The sequence below is a fragment of the Micromonospora hortensis genome (assembly GCF_022230935.1).
GTDB lineage: Bacteria > Actinomycetota > Actinomycetes > Mycobacteriales > Micromonosporaceae > Micromonospora > Micromonospora hortensis.
The window spans coordinates 1-21062 of record NZ_JAKKFE010000071.1; the positions used below are offsets into that span (position 1 = coordinate 1).

The following is a 21062-nucleotide window of genomic DNA, read 5'->3' on the forward strand; positions in this document are numbered from 1 at the left end:
CCAAGATCTCCGCAACTTCCCCGATGTTGCTGCCGCCGACACGCGAGGAGACAGCAACATCTCCGATATTGCGCGGATCTTGACGACGAACACCGCCCCCGAGAGTAGGAGTGGGGTTTGGTGCGCCCGCCGCCACCAAGGTCACGCTCGAACCAGGATCTAGCGGCATCGCCGACGCGCCGATACAACTACAACCAGGATGTTGCGCGATCTTGCGGTTCCGAAACGGCGGGGCGACGGATCCGGTGCGGGCCACCATTCGGCCGGAGGATCTCGTCCCCTGACGGGTGTCGGTCGGCTGGCCTAGGGTCGGTCCATGACCGAGTTCGACGCGGCCACCGCCGCCGTCCAGGCCGCCCTCGACGCGGGCGCCCGGTACGCCGACGCCCGGGTGATGCACCGCCGCTACGAGTCGATGACCGCGCGCAACGGTGACGTGGAGGAGCTGACCCAGGACGAGAGCATCGGGCTCGGGGTCCGAGCGTTGGTCGGGGCGAGTTGGGGCTTCCATGCCGTACCCGATCTGTCGGACGCCGCCGCCCGCGACGCCGGCCGGCGCGCGACGCGGACCGCCATGGCGAGCGCGCGGGTGCCGGGCCCCTCGGTCGACCTGGTGCCAGTCCAGGCGGTCACCGCGAGTTGGACCTCCGGCTGCCAGATCGATCCACTCGGGGTGCCCCTGTCGGACAAGGGCGATCTGCTTGTCGACGCGACCCGGACAATGGCCGAGCACGGCGCTGACCTGGCCGAGGGCCTGTACCAGATCTGGGACACCGCGAAGTGGTTCGTCTCCAGCGAGGGCCACCGGATCGACCAGCGCATCCGCGAGTGCGGCGGCGGCATCTCGGCCACCTCGATCGGCGACGGCGAGACGCAGCGTCGCTCCTGGCCGAGCTACCGCGGCCAGTACGGCACCACGGGGTGGGAGCTGGTCGAGTCGCTGGATCTGGCCGCGCACGCCGCGCAGATCGCCGAGGAGTCCCGGGCGCTGCTCACCGCGCCGGTCTGCCCGGCCGGCGAGACGGATCTGATCCTCGGCGGCGAGCAGTTGGCCCTGCAGATCCACGAGTCGGTCGGGCACGCCATCGAACTGGACCGGATCCTCGGCTGGGAGGCGGCGTTCGCCGGCACGTCCTGGCTGGACCTGGCCCAACTCGGCTCGCTGCGGTACGGCTCGGAGCTGATGAACATCACCATCGACCCGACGATCCCGGGGGCGCTGGGCAGCTTCGGTTTCGACGACGAGGGCTCCCCGGCGGTCAAGCGGGACGCGGTCCGCGACGGTCGGTGGGTGGGTGTGCTCGCCGGCCGGGATTCCGCCGCCATGGCCAGCCTCGACTACGGCGGCAGCGTACGAGCCGACGGGTGGGCCCGCCTGCCGATGGTGCGGATGACGAACGTCGGCCTGGAACCCGGCCCACACACGCTGGAGGAGATCATCGCGGCCACCGACGACGGCGTGTTGATGGACCTCAACCGGTCCTGGTCGATCGACGACAAGCGGCTCAACTTCCAGTTCGGCTGCGAGGTCGGCTGGGAGATCAAGAAGGGGCGGCGGGGGCGGATGCTGCGCAACCCCACGTACACCGGGATCGGCCCGCTGTTCTGGCGTTCGATGGACATGCTCTCCAGCGAGACGGTCTCCTGGGGGACGCCCAACTGCGGCAAGGGCCAACCCGGCCAGGTCGGGCACACCGGCCACCCGGCCGCGCCGGCCCGTTTCCGCAACGTCCGTGTGGGGGTCTCGGCATGAGTGGCCAGACCGAATTGGAGCTGGCGGGGCAGGTCGTGGAGCTGGTTCGGCGTCTTGGCGGGCCGGCCGCGCAGGCCGAGGCGGTGGTGACGCGGGCGGACCTGGCGCTGACCCGGTTCGCCAACTCGGGCATCCACCAGAACGTCTCCGAGTCGACCGTCGGGGTCCGGCTGCGGGTGCACGTCGACGGACGGACGGCTGCCGGTGGCGGCAGCGTGGTCACCGCCGACGGGTTGTCCGCCCTGGTGGAGCGCACCCTGGCCGCGGCGCGGCTCTGCCCGCCCGACGCGGGTTGGCCGGGGCTGACCCCGCCCATGCCCACGCCGGCCGCCCCGCCCGTCGACGAGGCCACCGCGCACGCCGAGCCGGATCAGCGGGCCGATCGGGTGGGGGCGTTCGTGGCCGCCGCCGGGGGCCTGAGCACCGCCGGTTACTGCCGCACCGCGCACCGCTCGTCGGCGTTTGCCAACTCGGCCGGGCACTCGGCGTACGGGCGCTCGGTGGAGGCGGCGATGGACGGCATCGCCCGCCGCGATGGCGCGGACGGGGTGGCCCGGCGCAGCGCCGACCGGCTGTCCGACCTCGACGGCGCCGAGTTGGGCGCGCAGGCGGCCGCCAAGGCGCAGGCGGCGGCCGAGCCGGTCGAGCTGCCGCCGGGGCACTACGAGGTGGTGTTCGAGCCGGCCGCCGTGGCGGACCTCCTGCAGAACCTGTCCTTCTACGGCTTCAACGGCAAGCGGTACGCCGAGCGGCAGTCGTTCGCCGAGCCGGGCGCCGCCCAGTTCGACCGGGCGGTGACAGTGGTGGACGACCCGCTGGGCGGGTCCGGGTTGCCCTTCGACGCGGAGGGCACCGGCCGACGGGCGCTGACGCTGGTCGAGGCGGGCACCACCCGCGCGGTGGCGCACGATCGCCGCACCGCCGCCGAGGCGGGCGGGGAGTCCACCGGGCACGCGGTCGCGGGCGGTGCCACCTGGGGCCCGATGCCGCGCAACCTGCGGCTCACCGGCGCGGTGGCGGGTCCGGCCAGTGCGGTGGGCCGGAGCACCACCGGCGCGGCGGCCGGGGCTGTCGTCGACGCTGACACCGCCGCGTTGGTGGCCGGCGTACGCCGAGGGCTGCTGGTCACCGACCTCTGGTACACCCGGGTGCTCGACCCGAAGAGCCTCGTCGTCACCGGGTTGACCCGCAACGGCGTCTGGCTGATCGAGGACGGCACTGTCGTCCGGGCGGTCCGTGACCTGCGGTTCACCGAGTCGTACCCGCGGGCGCTCGGGCCGGGGGCGGTGCTCGGGCTGGGGGCGCGAGCGGTGCGCCAACCGGACCGGGTGGACGGTGCCTGGTGGGCGGCGCCGTCGCTGCGGCTGGCGTCCTGGCACTTCACCGGAGGAGCCTCCGGCTGATGTTCTCGACCGGGGGCGCCAAACCGGCGCGTCGAGGGCTTTTCCGCAGGCCAGACACACGGACCACTCCCTTGCGCGGACGGCTCGCGGAGATCGGCGTAACGTGTGTCACTTAGCTGCGTCGGTCGATCCGGCGTGGTCGTTGGTGTGCGCATGACGTGGCAGCGGGTGCGGGTTCGCCGGTCCGCGTGCCGACCGGAGAGAGACCAGCCCGCCCGTACGGGCCCGTCGAGGAGACGACTCGAATGACTTCAACGGCAACGAGGCCGAGGGGGGCGCGGGCGCGCGCCGCCATCGCGGCGAAGACGTTGCGTACCGACCGATGGTGGTTCGCCCCGCTGATCACCGTGATCGGGCTCAGCGCCTGGGTCGCGTACGCGACCGTCCGGGTGTTCATGCACGACTTCTACTGGGTCGCGGATTACCACTACCTGACCCCGTTCTACTCGCCCTGCGTCACGGAGCGGTGCATCGAGGGCGCTTCGCACTTCGGCCGGTTCCTGCCCGGCTGGTGGATCATCCCGGACGCCGCGCTGACCCTGCCGTTCCTGCTGCTGTTCCGGCTCACCTGCTACTACTACCGCAAGGCGTACTACCGGTCGTTCTGGCTGTCGCCGCCGGCCTGCGCCGTCCCGGACGGGCACAAGGAGTACGGCGGTGAGACCCGTTTCCCGTTGCTCGGGCAGAACCTGCACCGCTACTTCTTCTACGCCGCCGCGATCATCTCGCTGATCAACACCTGGGACGCGATCCTCGCCTTCCACTCGCCGAAGGGCTTCGGCTTCGGGCTGGGCAACATCATCCTGCTGCTCAACGTGGTGATGCTCTGGGCGTACACGATTTCCTGCCACTCCTGCCGGCACATCATCGGCGGCCGGCTCAAGCACTTCTCCAAGCACCCGGTGCGGTACAAGGCCTGGACGTTCGTCTCGGCGTTGAACGTCCGGCACATGCAGCTCGCCTGGATCACCCTCGGCACCCTGGCGCTGGCCGATTTCTACATCATGGCGCTCGCGGCCGGCTGGTTCTCCGACCTGCGGTTCATCAACTAAAGGGCCCCTGACATGACCACAACCACTCGCATCGAACGACACCACTACGACGTCGTCGTCATCGGGGCCGGCGGCGCCGGTCTGCGCGCGGCGATCGAGGCCCGGCTGGCCGGCAAGAAGACCGCGATCATCTCCAAGTCGCTGTTCGGCAAGGCGCACACGGTGATGGCCGAGGGCGGCGCGGCCGCCGCGATGGGCAATGTGAACAGCCGGGACAACTGGCAGGTGCACTTCCGCGACACCATGCGCGGCGGCAAGTTCCTCAACAACTTCCGGATGGCCGAGCTGCACGCGAAGGAGTCGCCGCAGCGGATCTGGGAGCTGGAGACGTACGGTGCGCTCTTCGACCGCACCAAGGACGGCAAGATCTCGCAGCGCAACTTCGGTGGCCACGAGTACCCGCGCCTGGCGCACGTGGGCGACCGGACCGGCCTGGAGCTGATCCGCACCCTCCAGCAGAAGATCGTCTCGCTTCAGCAGGAGGACCAGCGGGAGTTCGGCTCGTACGACGCCCGGATCAGGGTGTTCTCCGAGACGACCATCACCGAGCTGCTGCTCGACGGTGACCGGGTGGCCGGCGCGTTCGGCTACTACCGCGAGTCGGGCGAGTTCATCCTCTTCGAGGCGCCGGCGGTCGTGTTGGCCACCGGCGGCGTCGGACGCTCCTACAAGGTCACCTCGAACTCCTGGGAGTACACCGGGGACGGGCACGCGTTGGCGCTGCGCGCCGGGGCGACGCTGATCAACATGGAGTTCCTCCAGTTCCACCCGACCGGCATGGTCTGGCCGCCCTCGGTGAAGGGCATCCTGGTCACCGAGTCGGTGCGTGGTGACGGCGGCGTCCTGAAGAACTCCGACGGCAAGCGGTTCATGTTCGACTACGTCCCCGACGTCTTCCGCAAGCAGTACGCGGAGACCGAGGAGGAGGCGGACCGCTGGTACACCGACCCGGACAACAACCGACGCCCGCCGGAGCTGCTGCCCCGCGACGAGGTGGCTCGCGCCATCAACAGCGAGGTCAAGGCCGGCCGGGGTTCCCCCGCCGGTGGCGTCTTCCTGGACATCGCGAGCCGACGTTCGGCCGACGAGATCCGCCGCCGGCTGCCGTCGATGTACCACCAGTTCAAGGAGCTGGCCGACGTCGACATCACGGCCGAGCCGATGGAGGTCGGGCCGACCTGCCACTACGTGATGGGCGGCGTCGAGGTCGACCCGGATTCGGGTGCCGCCTTCGGCCACGTACGCGGGCTGTTCGCCGCCGGTGAGGTCTCCGGTGGCATGCACGGCTCCAACCGACTCGGTGGTAACTCCCTGTCCGACCTGCTGGTCTTCGGCAAGCGGGCGGGCGGGCACGCGGCCAGCTACGCCGACGGGCTGACCGCCCGGCCGAAGGTGGCGGTGAACGAGGTCGAGGCGGCCGTGGAGACCGCCCTCGCGCCGCTGCAACGGGACACCGGCGAGAACCCGTACACCCTTCAGCAGGACCTCCAGGCGGTCATGGGTGACCTGGTGGGCATCATCCGACGGGAGGGTGAGCTGGCCGACGCGCTGGTCCGGCTCGCCGAGCTGCGTGAGCGGGTGGCCAAGGTGAGCGCGGCCGGCGGCCGACGCTACAACCCGGGCTGGCACCTCGCGCTGGACCTGCGCAACATGCTGGTGGTCTCGGAGTGCACGGCGAAGGCGGCGCTGGAGCGGCAGGAGTCGCGCGGCGGGCACACCCGGGAGGACTACCCGGCGATGGAGCCGAAGTGGCGGCAGGTCAACCTGGTCTGCGCGCTGGACGGCGACACAGTGCAGCTGACCCGCAAGCCGCTGCCGAAGATGCGGCCGGAGCTGATCGGCCTCTTCGACCGGGCCGAGCTGGCCAAGTACCTCACCGACGAGGAGATCGCCGACTTCGACGCCCTCGTTGCCGACGCTGGAGAGGCGGACAACCGATGAGCGGGAAGCGTCAGTTCCGGATCTGGCGGGGCGACGAGAGCGGCGGTGACCTCCAGGACTACATGGTGGAGGTGAACGAGGGCGAGGTCGTCCTCGACGTCATCCACCGCCTGCAGGCCACCGACGCGCCCGACCTGGCCTGCCGGTGGAACTGCAAGGCCGGCAAGTGCGGCTCCTGCTCCATGGAGATCAACGGCAAGCCGCGGCTGGGTTGCATGACGCGGATGTCGACCTTCGGCGACGACGAGACCGTCACTGTCACCCCGCTGCGCACCTTCCCGATCATCCGGGACCTGGTCACCGACGTCTCGTTCAACTACGAGAAGGCTCGGGAGACCCCGGCGTTCGCTCCTCCGGCGGACGTGGCCCCGGGTGACTACCGGATGCAGCAGGTCGACGTGGAGCGCTCGCAGGAGTTCCGCAAGTGCATCGAGTGCTTCCTGTGCCAGACGGTCTGCCACGTGATCCGCGATCACGAGGAGAACAAGCAGGCGTTCTCCGGCCCGCGGTACTTCATCCGGGCGGCCGAGCTGGACATGCACCCGCTGGACGCCCGGACCGACCGCAAGGAGTACGCGCAGGCCGAACAGGGCCTCGGCTTCTGCAACATCACCAAGTGCTGTACCGAGGTCTGCCCCGAGCACATCAAGATCACTGACAACGGGATCATCCCCATGAAGGAACGGGTCGTCGACCGCAGGTACGATCCCCTTGTGTGGCTTGGTAGCAAGATCTTCCGTCGGGGCGAGACGCCCCAGACCAGCGTGACCACCGCCCGTCAGGGCTCGGCGACGCCGGGCTCCGCCCGGGGTGGGGTGCACTCGCACGCGGGTGGCTCCCACGATTCGCGGGCTGAGGCGCAGGCGCAGAGCGGCGTCAACTGGCACCGGGAGGTGCCCCACCCGACCGCTCCGGCGGTCGACGACCGGGGCAAGCTGCCGCTGACCGAACTCACCTTCGACCGGGCCGCCGCGCCGTCGCCGTTCGGCGACGACGTGACCTTCCCGCTGCCTCCGGAGCACCTCAACTTCGCCCACCCGGAGCAGGACAACAAGCACTAACCACCTGAACAGAGACGGGGGCCGTGGCGATAGCCACGGCCCCCGCCCCACGTCCGCCCCCGGCCCCCGGCCCCGACCCCCGGTCGCCCCCGTCGATCATGAAGTTATTGCCACGACACGCCGGCGGCGGTGGCAATAACTTCATGATCAACGTGAGGTGAGCAGGAGGGGGCGGAGGGCGGCCACGATGGGGGCGTCGGCGGGGAGCCAGGTGACCGAGTCCAACTCGTCGGCGGTGAGCCAGCGGAGCGCCTCGTGCTCGAGCGCCTGTGGCTGGTCGCCGCCGAGCAGGCGGGCCGCGTACACCTTGAGCACCGAGCGGCCGTGCGCCATCCGTACGTTGCGGCCGACCCGGTCACCGATCTCGACGCGTACGGCCAACTCCTCGGCGCACTCCCGGATCAACGCGTCCGTCTCGGCCTCCCCCGGCTCGACCTTTCCGCCCGGAAACTCCCACATGCCCGCTACCTCGGGTGGTGCGGAACGCGCACAGGCGAGCACTCGCCCATCCCGGATGATCGCCGCACCGACGATCACCTTCAGGTCCCGTCGTTCGGCCTGCCCGCCATCATTCGCCCGTTCGGTCCGCACGGGCGTCCAGGGTGCCAGATCAATCGGCGGTTTGGGTACCGTAGCCGTCCGCTAGGCCAATAAGACACGGAAGTGTGGGCGTGGACACCCCCTCCGAGCAGCGAGAGACTAGGAGCCACCGACAAGACACGGGATGGCGACGATTTGGCCACAAGCCGGCAACGGCGCTTGGGGGGTGCGGTGATGCGCGTGCTGTTCAGCAGCAGGGCCAAGCACGACTACCTTTCCGACGCGTTGACCTTGCTATCTGGTTGGACGCGCGAGGGCGAGCAGATCCGACGAACGCTCGTGATCGACGATACCCAACACGCCGCACTAACTGAACGGGTCAAGGTCGTCGCGGATGCGCTGCATCTGCGGCCCGAGATCAGCCGCCGGGCCGACAGCACCCAGATCCGGGTCGGGCACGGCAGCGGCGACCCGCTGACCGAGGGCGAGGTGTTGTTGGCCGCCCGCATCGAGGACGCCTACCGGGCGGTCACCGAGGCCTGACGACCGTCTCCGAATCCGATCCGGCGTCCTGCGGGTACCAGCGCAGCTCCACCGAGTTGCCGTCCGGGTCCCGCACGTAGATCGAGGTCGCCGAACCGCGCGCGCCGAACCGGCTGACCGGCCCGGTCAGCACCGTGAAGACCCCCGAATCGATCACCTGCGCCCAGTCCAGTGGTGCCACCACCAGGCAGAAGTGGTCCACGTTCGCGCCCTGCGGCTCACCGTGGACGAGGTCGATGATGCTGTCGGGGCTGATCCGCACCGACGGGAACGGGACGGTGCCCGCACGCCACTCGTCGACCCGCACCGGCGCCAGCCCGAGCCGGCCGCAGTAGAAGTCCAGGGACCGTTCCACGTCGGCGACGGTCAGCACCAGGTGGTCGAAACCGGTTACCCGCACCGCGCTCACGCCTCCTCCAGGCAGGTCGCTCAGGTAGTCGTCAACGCCCATGTCGGAGCCTTTCGCTTGGTTTTCGCTGGCCCGTTCACGATCCCCGGACGAGGGGCGTGGACCAAGACCCGATGCCGCTACGATCGTTGCCCACAGGTCAACGATGGGAACGATGTGCTGGAGCGGTACGAGGTCGAGACGTTCCTGACCCTCGCGGACGAACTGCACTTCGGCCGGACCGCCGAGCGGTTGACAGTCAGCACCGGCCGGGTCAGCCACATCGTGAAAAAGCTGGAGCGCCGGATCGGCGCACCGCTGTTCGCCCGCACCAGTCGGGTCGTCCGGCTCACCCCGATCGGCCGGCAACTCGCCGACGAGCTGGCCCCGCTGGTCGCCGAGATGGACGAGGCCGTCCGCCGCGCGACCGACGCCGCCCGGGGCGTGACCGGGACGCTACGGGTGGCGTTCCTCGGCGAGTGGACCGCGCCGGTACTGCTCCGGGCGGTGGCCCTGTTCGGTGAACGGCACCCTGACTGTCGGGTGGAGGTGCACGAGGCGCAGTTGTCCACCACCCGATCGGGGTTGCTCGACGGCTCGACAGACGTGTTGATCGCTTCGTACCCGTTCGACGGGATGGCCACCGGCACGGCGCTGCTCTCCGAGGACCGGGCGCTGGCGGTAGCGGCGGGTCACCCCCTTACCCGGGAGCGGTCGGTGTCGTTGGAGGTGCTCGCCGACCACCCGGTGGTGCAGTACCCGACGGTGACCTCGGTGGAGTTCAAGCGGGACCGCACCCCGGAGCGCACCCCGTCCGGCCGGGCGGTGCCGAAGGGGCCCGCCGGGAACACCTTCTCCGAGATGCTGTCCCTCGTCGCCCTGGGCCGGGGCGTCCTGCCGGTGGGCGAGCACACGCGGCATTACTACCCGCGCCCCGACGTGGCGTACGTGCCCATCCACGACGCGCCACCGATCGAACGAGGGCCGGTCTGGCTGCCCAGCAACACCACCACCCGGGTACGCGAGTTCGTCAGTGCCGCCACCGACGCGAACCCCCGATGAGGCACGCCGAGTTCCGCCACCACCGGCTGGTCCAGGTGTACGACGCGGAGTGCCGGTGGGGGCCGGACGACGACTTCTTCCAGGCGGTGGTCGACGAAACCCCGGCTGCCCGGGTGCTGGACCTCGGCTGCGGCACCGGCCGGCTGACAGTTGCCCTCGCCGCCGCTGGTCACACCGTCACGGGAGTGGACCCGGCCGACGCGTCACTGGCCGCCGCCCGTGCCAAGCCCTGTGGTGAGCGGGTGACCTGGCTCGCTGGCACCTCGGCGCTGCTGCCGGATCGGGCGTTCGACGTGGCGGTGCTGACCAGCCACGTCGCGCAGTTCTTCGTGGACGATGCGGAGTGGGCGCGTACCCTCGCCGACCTGGCCCGGGCACTCGTGCCCGGCGGTCGGCTGGTGTTCGACGCGCGCGACCCGGCGGACCGCCGCTGGGAGCTGTGGAACCCGGTGGATTCGCACCGGCTGGTCATGCTGCCCGACGGCGGCGAGGTCCGCGCGTGGACCGAGGTCACCGGGGTACGCGACGGAGTGGTCGACTTCACCCACCACTACCACTTCGACGACGGGGAAGAACTCCTCAGTGCGGCGAGCCTGCGTTTCCGCACCGAGGTCGAGCTGCGCACCTCTCTGACCAGGGCGGGCTTCCTTGTGGACCGCGTTCACGGGGGCTGGCGCGGCGAGCCCGTCGGCCACGGCGACGGCGAGTTCGTGGTCATCGCCCGGGTGGGCACGTTGGCACCGGTTTTCTAGCCTGGAGCACATGGCGAACATCGCGTACGACCGCAAAGAGCAGGTCCAGCAGATTGAGAGTGGCCTCCTCGAAGGCGAGCAGATCATCGCCGTCTACGACGCCGTCGGCACCGGCACCGGGTTCATCGGGCTGACCGACCGTCGCGTGATCATTCAGGACCGGTCGTTCGTCGGCAAGCGGTTCGCGATCACCAGCATCCCGTACTCGAAGATCACCAGCGTGAGTGTGGTCAGCAACAAGTCGTGGGGTGGTTCGTTCTTCTCCACCGGCGCCATCGCCATCCACGTCGGCACGCACACCTACGAGGTGGAGTTCCGTGGCGCGCAGAAGAGCCACCACGTGCACAACGTGATCCTGCACCACATCTCCTGAGCGCACGTGCCGTCGTGGGCCCGGCTGGCGTAATTGCCTTGCCGGGCCCACGGCGTCTCTGGTGTCCTGGGTCGACAGCCAGGCGGAGGGAGCAGCCATCATGCCCAACACGACGAAGTCCCCCGAACCAACAGTCATCCGACCCGAGGAATCGAGACTTCGTGAGCAGGTTTGTTCCCTTGGCGCTGCTGGGCGCCACTGATCCCAACCCCGGAGGCCGCTGATGTCGGTCTTCGACGATCCCGGCCTCTTCGGCCGGCTCTGGGCCGCCGACTACGACGCCCCAGGTAACCCCGACCCCGCGCCGGCGGTGGACTTCCTTGCCGACCTGGCCGACGGGGGTCCCGTTCTCGAACTGGCGATCGGCACCGGCCGGGTCGCGTTGCCGCTGGCCGAACGCGGCCTCGCCGTGCACGGCGTCGAGGCGTCCGAGGAGATGCTCGCGCAGCTGCTGGCGAAACCCGGCGGCGACCGGATCCCGGTGGTCGTCGCCGACATGGCGGACGTGCCGGTGGCCGGTGAGTTCCGGCTCGCGTACCTGGTCTTCAACACCCTGTTCAACCTGGTGGACGCCGAGCGGCAGGCGGACTGCTTCCGCAACGTCGCACGGGTGCTGTCGCCCGGCGGCGCGTTCGTCATCGAGACGTTCGTGCCCGACCCGCGCAGCTTCGACTCGGACGAGCAGGTGCAGGTGCGTGAGGTCACCGAGGACTCCGCGACGATCCGCCTGCACCGGTACGACAGGCCGGCGCAGCGGTTCGTCCGGCAGACGATCACGTTCGACGCGGACGGTGTGCACCTGAAGCCGTTCGCCATGCGGTACGCCTGGCCGCACCAGATCGACGAGATGGCGCAGCAGGCCGGGCTCCGGCTCACCGAGCGGTACGCCGACTGGCACCGGCGACCGTTCCAGGCCGACAGCCCGTCGCACATCTCCGTCTACCGGGCGGAGTAGCGGTTTGATCGGCTCGGGTTCCGGAAAGTCGGGGTGTCATCGCCCCGACGTCATGGAACCCGAGTCGATCTCCCGCCGCCGGAAGTGAGATGCCGCCATGAGCAAACGAGCCGTCCAGGTAGTCCTGGCCCTGTCGGTCGTCCTGATGGTCACCGGAATCATCCTCAGGGTGACCGGGGACGGCGGGGCCGACACTGCCGGCACGGTGGCGGTGTCACTGGCCTCGGTGGGTTCGATAGTGGCGAGCATCGGCTCGTCCTTCGGCGCCGCCCGCGGAAACGACGGCCCGCAACGGTGACCCGGCTTTTCACCCTCGGTTGATTCTGCTGGTAGCAGTAGGTGTTGATAAGCGGGTCTCGCGCCGGGTGAGCTGACAGCGGCGCACGCCCGACGCTGCTGCTCTGTGCGGTGGCGATAGCCGCTCTCGGCCTGGCCGCCGGGGGGATCGCGATCTCGCGGCGAGGCGCGCGATCCCCCGGAAGCCCAACCGGCACCGAGGTCAGTGCCCGTCGCTGATCTGGACGTCGTTCGGCGCCGGCCGGCCGCGCCCCGTCTCGACCAACTCCTTGAGACTCATCAGGAAGACCGCCCACTTGGTGCTGCACTCGTGCATGAGTTCGGTCGGCTCGCGCCAACCCGCGTGCGTGAAGTCGACGATCGTGAACCGGCCTCGCTGGCCGAGCCGCCAGTCGATCTCGGTGCCGATCCACTCCTCGGGCCCACCGACGACCCGCCACCGCACCCGGCCATCCGGGTCCAGCTCAAGGATCTCCAGGTCGAACCCGCCCTCGTCACCGAAGTGGACGGCCAACTGCCCGCCGACCTCACTCTTGCCGGTCGTGTCGACCGACCACCAGCCGGCGACGCCCTCGGGGGTTGCCACCGCCCGGTAGACGTCGGCAAGCGGAGCGACGACGCCGACCTGGTGCAGGATGTCCACCATCTTCAGCCTCCCTGGTTGTTGGTGCGGTGGCGTTCGATCGTCTCGGCGATGCGCTTGATCCGGCGCAGGCGGGCGTCCCAGGTGGAGCCGACCGCCGACAACTGGGCGACGGCGCGGGCGAGTTGTGCCTCGTCCACCTGGTAGTGACGCTCGCGACCGGCCGGCTCGGCGTTGATCAGCCCCACCCGGTCGAGGACCGCCAGGTGCTTCGAGACGGCCTGACGGGTGACGGGTAGCCGCCTGCTCAACGAGGTGGCCGTCCCCGGCCCGTCAGCGAGAAGAAGATCGATCATCGTACGCCGGATCGGGTCGCCGATCGCCGACCACAGCTCGTCGTCGACCGCCGTGCTCATGGGGTCGCGACCAGCCGCGCGACGTACTCGCCCAGTCGGGGCATGTAGTGGTCCCAACCGTTCTCGTGGTCGCGGTACTGCTCTTCCAGGACAGCGACCTCCCAACCCAGCTCGCGGAACCCGGTCTCGGTCATCCGGATCAGCGTCCCGGCGCCGCTGGGCACCAGGTCGAAGGTGACGAACAGCGCCTGCCCGCTCCGGTCCGGCTCGGTGAAGCACCACCGGAAGGAGAACCGCTTCGGCGGGTCGACCTCGACGACGGCGAGCGCGACGGTCTTCCTCTCGCCGGTGTCGGCGTCGCGCCAGACCAGCTCGCCGGGCGCACCGGCGACGGACTCGAACCGCGCGTCGTCGGGCCACCACTCCCGCATGTGCTGGGGCTGGCTGACCACCTCGAAGACGACCTCGGGGGACGCGTTGACGTGGATGTCGCGTTCGATCGTTCCCTGTTCCATGCCCACAACCTTTCGCAACCTTTGGTTGCACTCAACCTACGACAGCCCGCGGCAATCGCGCAACCTTTCGTTGCGTGTCGTGGTTTCGTCGTACCCGGGGTGGAGGATCGCCGCATGTCTGAGCCATCGACCCACCGACACCACGCCATCGACTACGTCGAGCTCACGGTGACCGACCTCGCCGTGGCCAAGCGGTTCTACGCCGACGCCTTCGGCTGGCAGTTCAACGACTACGGGCCGGAGTACGCCGGCATCCGCAGCCCACACGGCGACGCCGCGCCCGAGGTCGGCGGTCTACGTGTGGACAGGGACGTTCGGGCGGGCGGCCCGCTCGTGCTGCTCTACTCCAGCGACCTGGACCGATCCGTGCAGGCCGTCAAGGAGGCCGGCGGCCAGGTGGTGAACGGACCGTACGAGTTCCCCGGTGGCCGGCGGTTCCACTTCACCGACCCCAGCGGCAACGAGTTGGGCGCCTGGGCCGAGCAGTAGGACGCCGAGGTCGCCCGGGCGGGGGTGATCGTCGTCGCCAGCTCCCGGCAGAGTGTCCCCATAGCCGGGAGAGGGCTGGACGCCGAGGGCTGGATTGCGCGCGAGGGTGCGCTGAGTCGGATCCCGGCCGCGTTCGCCGGTGTTGTCGACGCGGCACGCGCTCGGATCGCCGAGTCGTTCGACGGTGCTCTGCTGCACAGCGCCTACATCTACGGCAGCATCCCGCGTGGCACCGCTGTCCTCGGCGTCTCCGATCTCGACCTGCTGCTCGCCCTGCGCACCGAGCCAACCGAGGCCGACCGGGCGGCAGCCACCCGGATCGAGCAAGACCTCGACCGGTCCTTTCCGCAGATCGACGGCGTGGGCGTCCTGCTGTTCAGTGCGCGTACGCTGCTCAGCGAGCTTGAGCAGCACGACCTCGGCTTCTTCGTCGCCTGCCTGTGCACTCCCCTGCTGGGTGACGACCTCGCCGACCAACTCCCCCGCTACAGGGCCACTCCCCTGCTCGCCCGCGAGACGAACGGTGATCTGTCCCTAGCGCTTGCGGGGTGGCGCCGCCAGGCGGCCGAAGCGACCACCGAGCAGCAACGGAAGGCCCTCAGTCGGGTCGTCGCTCGTCGCGTCGTCAGGACCGGCTTCACGCTGATCATGCCTCGGTGGGGAGGCTGGACGAGCGACCTCACCGAATCCGCCGACGCGTTTGGGCTTTACTACCCGGAACGTGCCGAGCAGATGCGCAGAGCTGCCGTCATCGGTCGCACACCCTCGCCGGACCCGGGCGTGCTGCGCGAACTCATCGACGACCTTGGGTCCTGGCTCTCCGCGGAGTACGTAACCGTCCATGGCGAGAAGACCGTCCGTCCCTGACCTGTCGGAGGTCCTCGCCACTCACCACGAGACAGCCGAACATGTCAGTGAGGACGGCCCGCTGGTGGTCGGTCAGCGGGTTCGCGAAGACCACGACGCCGACCCCGCGCTGCCAGCAGGCCTCGGCGACTTCGCGTGCCCTACCGGGGCTGAGCAACGTTCGCCGCGAGAACGGGTCGCCCATCTTGTCCGCGCCGCCGGAAGAGACACCCCGCCGCTGCACGTGCCGGCTCACGACCTGGCCACCGTGGGCTTCCACCACGCTGGCCAGCAGATTGAGCTTGCTGTCGAACTCCCTGTCCTTCGCCGAGAACAGGCCCACGAGCGCCACCTCGGCACCTGCCAACAAAGCTTTCAATGCCCCGCCCCGATGTCGGTTCACCGGGTCGCCGGCCGTCAGCGTCGCCGGGCGCGCAGCACGCCGGTCAGCATCGGCAGGGTGAACTCGCCGTGTGCCGTTTCGGGTCGGCTCCCGAGGAAAGAGCGGATCCGACCGAGGGCATCCTCTCGCTCCTCTTCCGGCATGACCAGCATCCCGGCCCGCGTCGCGAGCGTCGCGACGAGCGAGTCGGCGGTACGCCGCTGACCGTGCGGGAACTCGACCTGCTCCGCCGACCCGAACCGGGCGACCAGGCCGGTCCTCGGAACGAGCATGTCCGCCGTCGCCGCTCGCCAACTGCTCAGCGTGTCACGCGGGCCGATGGCCGCACTCCCGCTGACCCGTTCGAGCCCGGCAACCCAGTCGATCCGGTCGTCCATGATGTTCCACAGACCGGCCAGGACACCGCCGGGCGCGAGGACTCTGGCGATCTCCGCCCCGGCGACGGCCCTGTCGAACCAGTGCAGGGCGTTGCCGGCGAGCACGGCGTCGACGGACCCGTTCGGCAACGGGATGGCTTCGGCGCTACCCGGCAGGGCACGGACGGCCGGCACCGCACGGCGCAGCTCGGCGAGCATCGCCGGGTCGGGTTCGACCGCCACGACGTCCGCGCCCACCGCCACGAGCGTCGCGGACAGCTTGCCGGTGCCAGCGCCCAGGTCGAGCACGCGTAGGCCTGGGGCGGGCTCCAACGCCCACCGCACCGCTGCCTGCGCGTAATCCGGGCGGTGCTCGGCGTACGCGGTCGCCGCCGCGCCAAACGACGACCGGAGCAGCTGTTCCGTCATCCGGTCAACCTACCGCCGCTCGTCGATATCGACTGCCACCATGGCCACCGTGCAGAACTTGCGGAGCTGGTGGCGTGCCCGCTACCCCGTCTACGCACTCGGCCTCCTCGTCGGAATGGTCATGATGTGGCTGCCCTTCAAGACCTTTGAGGACAACGACGCCTGGACGGGTCCATGGCGTGCCAGCCCAGGCAGTCGTCGATGAACTCGTGCACAAGCGGCGGAACACGATGCACCTGCGCGTGGCTGGCCCCGACCGGCTAAGGGAGGGGTCAGACGCGCTCCCAGGCGGCGGCGCGTGCGGCCCGTCTCGGGCCGCCTTGAAGACGTACAGGAACTTTGCACAACATCGCCGGCAGTCCGGCTGTCGTGTCCCGGGAGATGCTTGACACTCGCGTCCCGCCTGATGCCTGACATGGTCTCAAGACGCGTCGCGGAGGCCTTCACGGTCCCTGACAAGGCGCGCATCGCGGCGGATCAGCTCAATCGATCAGCTCTGCGGTAAGGGCAAGAGTTGAACCAGGCCTACCGCGGTTTCCTCATTCGCCCAGGTGTGAACGGCGCGGACGGCCCACCGGCCAGCCGGTGTCGGAATAGGGGCTTGCTCGGGCACCGTCTCTTCACCGGGGTACGCAACCGTCAGCTCGGTTCCAGGGGTGACGGAATCTATAAGCACCGCCGGTCCGTCCGTCTCCCAGATGCCACATTGCGCCCACTCGACGGCAGGGTCGTCGAGGATGGACTTCGCGACGTTGATCAGCTCAGCCTCGGAGTCGGCCCCGAGCCAACGGACGAACGTCCGCCACTCCGGCAGATAGCAGGTTCTGGCGGGTTCGTCCGCCAAGACAAGTCCCTGCTGGCCGCTGTTACCGATAGCGATCACACCTGCCAGGCCAGCAACCTCGCAGGCGCGGTCGTAGTCATCCAGGGCGTCCCCGGTACCCGCGATCGTCCCGGCGGCCGTGCAGCCACCCCACTCGTTCAACACCGCAACCGGTACCGCGAGCAAAGGACCACCCATCGACTCGACCCACGCGGGGGAGGACTCTACCGAAGGCGATGAGGTGGACCAGGCGGCTTCCATACCGCACAGTCTCCCGCCCGACCAGCGGCGATGCCGCATCAGTCTCCGCAGAGACGGACGTACGACCACGACCGGCTACCGACGCACCGTCACCGACTGCAACCAGAACGACTGAGCAACCAAGGCCGGCTGTCGTGCATGTGTTGGGACGGATTCGTCAAGCATATGGTGGGACTAGACACGCCGCACTGAGCCGAAGACCCGCCGCTCGCGCCGAACCATCCCGCTCCCCCAGGTCGTGGCGACCGCCATCCGCGAGCACACGGCGCAGTTTCCGCCGGCTGCCGGCGGCACCATCTTCACCACCCGCTTCGCCGGCCCATACCGGCGCGACTACTACGGCTCCCTGATTTTCTCGGCCGTCGAGCGGGCCGGGCTACCGAAGGGCACCACGAGTCACTACCTACGGCACCACTACGCCTCTGTACTGCTGATGCAGGGCGTGTCGGTCATCGTGGTCGCCGAGCGGCTGGGGCACGAGAATGCGACCTTGGTCCTGTCGGCATACGGCCACCTGATGCCGGACTCGGAAGAACGCACCCGCCGCGCCGTCGATGACGCGTGGGGTTGTGCCCCCGGTGTGCCCCAGAGCGAGGGTCCAACCGCCTGACCTGCGGGAACAGGCCCGATTCAGACGTTGAAGCGGAACTCCACCACGTCGCCGTCCTGCATGACGTACTCCTTGCCCTCGATGCGGACCTTGCCCGCCGCCTTGGCCGACGCCATCGAACCGTGCTCGACCAGGTCGTGGTACGAAACCACCTCGGCCTTGATGAAGCCGCGCTGGAAGTCGCTGTGGATGACACCCGCGGCCTCCGGCGCGGTGGCGCCGACCGGGACGGTCCAGGCGCGCGCTTCCTTGGGGCCGGCCGTGAGGTACGTCTGGAGGCCGAGGGTGCGGAAACCGACCCGGACGAGTTGGTTGAGGCCGGGCTCGTTCTGCCCGATCGACTCCAGCAGCTCGCGGGCCTCGTCCTCGGGCAGGTCCACCAGCTCGGATTCGATCTTGGCGTCCATGAAGATCGCCTCTGCGGGGGCGACCAGGGCGCGCAGTTCGTCGAGGAACGTCTCGTTGGCCAGCTCGGCCTCGTCGACGTTGAAGACGTACAGGAAGGGCTTGGTGGTGAGCAGGTGCAGCTCGCGCAGGTGCTCCAGCTCGATCTTGGCGGCGGCGGCCCCGGAGTAGAGGGTGGTGCCGCCGTCGAGCACCTCGATCGCGGCCTTCGCGGCGGCGACAGCGGCGGCCCGGTCCTTGCGGAGCTTGGCCTCCTTCTCCAACCGGGGCAGCGCCTTGTCCAGGGTCTGCAGGTCGGCGAGGATCAGCTCGGTGTTGATCGTCTCGATGTCGTCGGCCGGGGAGATCTTGCCGTCGACGTGCACCACGTTCGGGTCGGAGAAGGCCCTGACCACCTGGCAGATCGCCGAGGCGTCCCGGATGTTGGCCAGGAAGGCGTTGCCCCGGCCCTGCCCCTTCGACGCGCCGCGGACCAGGCCGGCGATGTCGACGAACGACACCGGCGCCGGCAGCACCTTCTGCGAGGAGAAGATCTCGGCCAGCTTGCCCAGCCGCTCGTCGGGCAGCCCGACCACGCCGACGTTGGGCTCGATGGTGGCGAACGGGTAGTTCGCCGCCAGCACGTCGTTCTTGGTCAACGCGTTGAAAAGCGTGCTCTTGCCGACGTTGGGCAGGCCGACGATGCCGATGGTGAGACTCACGACGGGCCAGCTTACGCCGGTCCCGGCCGGGCCGGTCCACGCGGCTCCGATTCGGCGCCTCGCCGCTTGTCGATCGTCGCTCCCACCGGGTCCTGTCAGGCGTTGCTAATCTCCCGGTTCGATGTTCCGCTGCTGGAGGTGAGATGACCTCGACGTTGCCCGAGCTGTACATCGCCGTCGACGTGGAGGCGGACGGGCCGATCCCCGGGCCGTACAGCATGATCTCGCTGGGCATGGCCGTGGCCGGCCGCCCGGACCTCACCTTCTACACCGAGTTGCGTCCCATCTCCGACGAGTTCGTCCCCGCGGCGCTGGCCGTCTCCGGCCTGGACCGGGACCGGCTGCTGCGGGAGGCGCCCACCGCGCAGGAGGCGATGTCCGCCGCGGCGGCCTGGGTCGACGGGCTCCGCCGGGTCGGCCGTCCGGTCTTCCTGGCCGCCCCGGCCGTCTGGGACGGCATGTTCGTGCACTGGTACTTCGTCCGCTTCGTCGGGCGCAGCCCGTTCGGTGCGACCGGCTCCGGTGTCGATCTCCGCAGCTACTGGATGGGGTTGACCGGCAGCGAGTGGGCCGGAACCCGCCAGGGCTCGATCAAGAACGAGGTGGGCCTGCACGACATGCCGCACACGCACCACGCCGGGGAGGACGCCGCCGAGCTGGCCCAGGTCTTCGACGCGGTGCTGCGCCGCCGACAGCCGGTCGAGGAGGCGTGACGCTCAGCCGAGCCGGCGGGGGGCGATGACCGCCTCGCGGACGCTGCCGTCCGCGCCGCGGCTGACCTCGTACGCCGAGACGCCGTCGCGGTCCGCGATTGCCTCGACGAGCTGGGTGCCCCGGTAGACCAGGCCGACGCCGTCGTCGGTGCAGTGGCTGGTGGGGAGCGTGCCGTCACCGACCAGCTCGTGCATGAGCGGGCGGCGCTGGCCCTCGCTGTCGTAGTGCACCCCGTTGCCGTACGGCAGCCAGGCCAGGCCCTCGGTGAAGCCGCGCAGCCGGGGGCCGAAGCTGTCGGTGGCACCGCCGACATGCCAGCAGATCGAGCCGGCGGAGACGCCGGCCAGCACCACGCCGGCCTGCCAGCACTCGTGCAGGATCTCGTCGAGCCCGTGCACCCGCCACACCGCGACCAGGTTGGCCACGCTGCCACCGTCGACCCAGATGACGTCCTGGGCGAGCAGGTGGGCGCGGACGTCCTCGACGTTCGGCATCGGGAACAGGGCGAGGTGTGACAGCCGGAAGCGGGTGTCGGCGAACGCGCCGTAGACGGCGGTCAACGAGGTGGGCTGGTCGCCGACGGCCTGCCCGAGATAGCAGACCCGCGGCTGCGGACCGGCCTCGGCCAACTCGGCCGCCAGCTCGAAGACCGGGCTGGGACGCAGGTCGTAGGGCCCGCGGTTGCCCCGAAAGAAGCCCATGCTGGTGGCGATGATGGTCGGTGCGCTGGCGGGCATCGGAGCGTCCTTCCGTCGACTGCGGTGCGGCGTCCATCCTGCCGCAGCCGGTCTTCCGCCCGCTCGGTGCGGGGCCCGACCGCCACTCGCTGGTGGCGGTCGGGCCCGGCCAACATCATGATCAACTCGACGGGTCGGGCCGCCGCTGGCGGGGCACCTCTACCTCGGGCCAATGGCCCAGGGCCCGACGGTCGGCCGGGGGCAGTTGCCCGGCGGCGGCGCGGGGCAGGGTGAACCGGTCGGCGGCGGCCGGCCCGACCGAGACCGACTCGCGCAGCATCCAACGCACCTCGTCGGCCGTCCAGCCCAGCCCCGGCCGCGCGGCGATCTCACGGATCAGCCGCCGGCCAACACTCGTGTCGTCGTCGTAGAAGCGCATGCACCAGTGGTGCGTCCACATCCCGAGCGCCCGCAGGCCCGCGTCGTCCAGGGAGCCGGCCAACCGGCCGCAGGCCGTGTCGGGAAAGCTCTGCTCGGGGTCGCCCGCCCGGTCCCGTTCGATGGCGCCCACGGCCGCCGGCGCGACGGCCCGCATCCGGCGGTAGAAGGACTGCGCCACCGCGCGGGGCAGCGGCGGGAACGCACCCGGTGTCGACGCCGCCGCCCAACCCGCCACGCTCGTCATCCGCCGCACCCCTTCTTCAGTTGGTGGCCGGACGCTACCCGGCACGACCGACACTTTCGGGCCGAAAAACCCCACCGATCGTGGATAGC

The 21062-nt window shown here is 69.9% G+C and carries 25 protein-coding genes and 1 pseudogene; 15 read left to right on the plus strand and 11 right to left on the minus strand.

Features of this window, described 5'->3' with window-relative positions; all coding sequences use genetic code 11:
- A partial coding sequence (locus NIE111_RS30645) for a hypothetical protein (RefSeq protein WP_238687706.1) occupies window positions 1–259 on the minus strand: 259 nt, incomplete at its 3' end.
- A 57-nt stretch (window positions 260–316) separates the two neighbouring features.
- Between NIE111_RS30645 and NIE111_RS30650 the strand changes: the two genes are divergently transcribed.
- The 5 genes from NIE111_RS30650 to NIE111_RS30670 all read left to right on the plus strand — a co-directional run bounded on the left by NIE111_RS30650 (window position 317) and on the right by NIE111_RS30670 (window position 7210).
- Window positions 317–1753, plus strand: coding sequence for a TldD/PmbA family protein (locus NIE111_RS30650; RefSeq protein WP_238687707.1), 1437 nt, complete (start codon window positions 317–319; stop codon window positions 1751–1753).
- Window positions 1750–3156: a TldD/PmbA family protein gene (locus NIE111_RS30655; RefSeq protein ID WP_238687708.1), complete on the plus strand. Its 1407-nt coding sequence runs from the start codon at window positions 1750–1752 to the stop codon at window positions 3154–3156. The genes NIE111_RS30650 and NIE111_RS30655 overlap by 4 nt, the downstream gene beginning before the upstream one ends.
- A gap of 245 nt (window positions 3157–3401) precedes the next feature.
- A complete protein-coding gene (sdhC, locus tag NIE111_RS30660) occupies window positions 3402–4208 on the plus strand; it encodes a succinate dehydrogenase subunit SdhC (protein WP_088950095.1) in 807 nt (268 codons plus the stop codon).
- A 12-nt stretch (window positions 4209–4220) separates the two neighbouring features.
- Window positions 4221–6149 (plus strand): fumarate reductase/succinate dehydrogenase flavoprotein subunit, encoded by a 1929-nt coding sequence (locus NIE111_RS30665; RefSeq protein ID WP_238687709.1) that lies wholly within the window; start codon window positions 4221–4223, stop codon window positions 6147–6149.
- Entirely contained in the window at window positions 6146–7210 is a 1065-nt protein-coding gene (locus NIE111_RS30670) for a succinate dehydrogenase/fumarate reductase iron-sulfur subunit (protein WP_238687710.1), read from the plus strand. Before NIE111_RS30665 ends, NIE111_RS30670 begins: the two co-directional genes overlap by 4 nt.
- 147 nt (window positions 7211–7357) lie before the next feature.
- Here the strand turns inward: NIE111_RS30670 and NIE111_RS30675 are convergent, their stop codons facing one another.
- The gene (locus tag NIE111_RS30675; protein ID WP_238687711.1) at window positions 7358–7801 is read right to left on the minus strand and encodes a (deoxy)nucleoside triphosphate pyrophosphohydrolase; all 444 of its coding nucleotides are present in this window, start codon (window positions 7799–7801) and stop codon (window positions 7358–7360) included.
- A 183-nt stretch (window positions 7802–7984) separates the two neighbouring features.
- On the opposite strand from NIE111_RS30675, the gene NIE111_RS30680 reads away from it, so the two are divergent.
- A complete protein-coding gene (locus NIE111_RS30680) occupies window positions 7985–8293 on the plus strand; it encodes a 4a-hydroxytetrahydrobiopterin dehydratase (protein ID WP_238687712.1) in 309 nt (102 codons plus the stop codon).
- Here the strand turns inward: NIE111_RS30680 and NIE111_RS30685 are convergent.
- The gene (locus tag NIE111_RS30685; RefSeq protein ID WP_238687713.1) at window positions 8280–8744 is read right to left on the minus strand and encodes a VOC family protein; all 465 of its coding nucleotides are present in this window, start codon (window positions 8742–8744) and stop codon (window positions 8280–8282) included. The genes NIE111_RS30680 and NIE111_RS30685 overlap by 14 nt on opposite strands.
- Window positions 8745–8858: 114 nt before the next feature.
- Here NIE111_RS30685 and NIE111_RS30690 point away from each other — a divergent pair, with 114 nt between their 5' ends.
- From NIE111_RS30690 to NIE111_RS30710, 5 genes are all read left to right on the plus strand, one after another.
- Window positions 8859–9743, plus strand: a complete 885-nt coding sequence (locus NIE111_RS30690) for a LysR family transcriptional regulator (protein WP_238687714.1) — start codon at window positions 8859–8861, stop codon at window positions 9741–9743.
- On the plus strand, window positions 9740–10495 hold the full coding sequence (locus tag NIE111_RS30695; RefSeq protein WP_238687715.1) for a class I SAM-dependent methyltransferase: 756 nt from the start codon (window positions 9740–9742) through the stop codon (window positions 10493–10495). The genes NIE111_RS30690 and NIE111_RS30695 overlap by 4 nt, the downstream gene beginning before the upstream one ends.
- Before the next feature lie 10 nt (window positions 10496–10505).
- On the plus strand, window positions 10506–10868 hold the full coding sequence (locus NIE111_RS30700) for a PH domain-containing protein (protein ID WP_030337500.1): 363 nt from the start codon (window positions 10506–10508) through the stop codon (window positions 10866–10868).
- A 223-nt stretch (window positions 10869–11091) separates the two neighbouring features.
- Complete coding sequence (locus tag NIE111_RS30705) at window positions 11092–11823, plus strand: class I SAM-dependent methyltransferase (RefSeq protein WP_238687716.1); 732 nt, start codon at window positions 11092–11094, stop codon at window positions 11821–11823.
- Window positions 11824–11920: 97 nt separating this feature from the next.
- Entirely contained in the window at window positions 11921–12121 is a 201-nt protein-coding gene (locus NIE111_RS30710) for a hypothetical protein (protein ID WP_238687717.1), read from the plus strand.
- Window positions 12122–12322: 201 nt separating this feature from the next.
- Here the strand turns inward: NIE111_RS30710 and NIE111_RS30715 are convergent, their stop codons facing one another.
- From NIE111_RS30715 to NIE111_RS30725, 3 genes are read right to left on the minus strand one after another with little or no spacing between them, the layout of a single operon-like run.
- Window positions 12323–12766 carry an SRPBCC family protein gene (locus tag NIE111_RS30715; protein ID WP_238687718.1) on the minus strand — a complete coding sequence of 148 codons (444 nt, stop codon included), beginning with the start codon at window positions 12764–12766 and terminating at the stop codon, window positions 12323–12325.
- Window positions 12767–12768: 2 nt separating this feature from the next.
- Window positions 12769–13119: an ArsR/SmtB family transcription factor gene (locus tag NIE111_RS30720; protein ID WP_238687719.1), complete on the minus strand. Its 351-nt coding sequence runs from the start codon at window positions 13117–13119 to the stop codon at window positions 12769–12771.
- Window positions 13116–13574, minus strand: a complete 459-nt coding sequence (locus NIE111_RS30725; RefSeq protein ID WP_238687720.1) for an SRPBCC domain-containing protein — start codon at window positions 13572–13574, stop codon at window positions 13116–13118. The genes NIE111_RS30720 and NIE111_RS30725 overlap by 4 nt, the downstream gene beginning before the upstream one ends.
- 114 nt (window positions 13575–13688) lie before the next feature.
- Between NIE111_RS30725 and NIE111_RS30730 the strand changes: the two genes are divergently transcribed.
- Both NIE111_RS30730 and NIE111_RS30735 read left to right on the plus strand, forming a co-directional pair.
- Window positions 13689–14063, plus strand: coding sequence for a VOC family protein (locus NIE111_RS30730; protein ID WP_238687721.1), 375 nt, complete (start codon window positions 13689–13691; stop codon window positions 14061–14063).
- A 24-nt stretch (window positions 14064–14087) separates the two neighbouring features.
- Entirely contained in the window at window positions 14088–14930 is an 843-nt protein-coding gene (locus tag NIE111_RS30735) for a nucleotidyltransferase domain-containing protein (protein ID WP_238687722.1), read from the plus strand.
- Window positions 14931–15326: 396 nt separating this feature from the next.
- Here NIE111_RS30735 and NIE111_RS30740 read toward each other — a convergent pair whose 3' ends face one another.
- Both NIE111_RS30740 and NIE111_RS30745 read right to left on the minus strand, forming a co-directional pair.
- Entirely contained in the window at window positions 15327–16097 is a 771-nt protein-coding gene (locus tag NIE111_RS30740) for a class I SAM-dependent methyltransferase (protein WP_238687723.1), read from the minus strand.
- Window positions 16098–16587: 490 nt separating this feature from the next.
- A complete protein-coding gene (locus NIE111_RS30745) occupies window positions 16588–17181 on the minus strand; it encodes an Imm21 family immunity protein (RefSeq protein WP_238687724.1) in 594 nt (197 codons plus the stop codon).
- Between the two features lie 208 nt (window positions 17182–17389).
- Here NIE111_RS30745 and NIE111_RS30750 point away from each other — a divergent pair.
- Window positions 17390–17791, plus strand: a pseudogene (locus NIE111_RS30750) (tyrosine-type recombinase/integrase); the annotation flags it as partial.
- Between the two features lie 20 nt (window positions 17792–17811).
- Here NIE111_RS30750 and ychF read toward each other — a convergent pair.
- Window positions 17812–18897 carry a redox-regulated ATPase YchF gene (gene ychF / locus NIE111_RS30755; RefSeq protein ID WP_238687726.1) on the minus strand — a complete coding sequence of 362 codons (1086 nt, stop codon included), beginning with the start codon at window positions 18895–18897 and terminating at the stop codon, window positions 17812–17814.
- Between the two features lie 143 nt (window positions 18898–19040).
- On the opposite strand from ychF, the gene NIE111_RS30760 reads away from it, so the two are divergent.
- The gene (locus tag NIE111_RS30760; RefSeq protein WP_238687727.1) at window positions 19041–19610 is read left to right on the plus strand and encodes an exonuclease; all 570 of its coding nucleotides are present in this window, start codon (window positions 19041–19043) and stop codon (window positions 19608–19610) included.
- A gap of 3 nt (window positions 19611–19613) precedes the next feature.
- Here NIE111_RS30760 and NIE111_RS30765 read toward each other — a convergent pair whose 3' ends face one another.
- Window positions 19614–20348 (minus strand): Type 1 glutamine amidotransferase-like domain-containing protein, encoded by a 735-nt coding sequence (locus NIE111_RS30765; protein ID WP_238687728.1) that lies wholly within the window; start codon window positions 20346–20348, stop codon window positions 19614–19616.
- A gap of 121 nt (window positions 20349–20469) precedes the next feature.
- Window positions 20470–20973 carry a hypothetical protein gene (locus NIE111_RS30770; protein WP_238687729.1) on the minus strand — a complete coding sequence of 168 codons (504 nt, stop codon included), beginning with the start codon at window positions 20971–20973 and terminating at the stop codon, window positions 20470–20472.
- Between the last annotated feature and the right edge of the window lie 89 nt (window positions 20974–21062).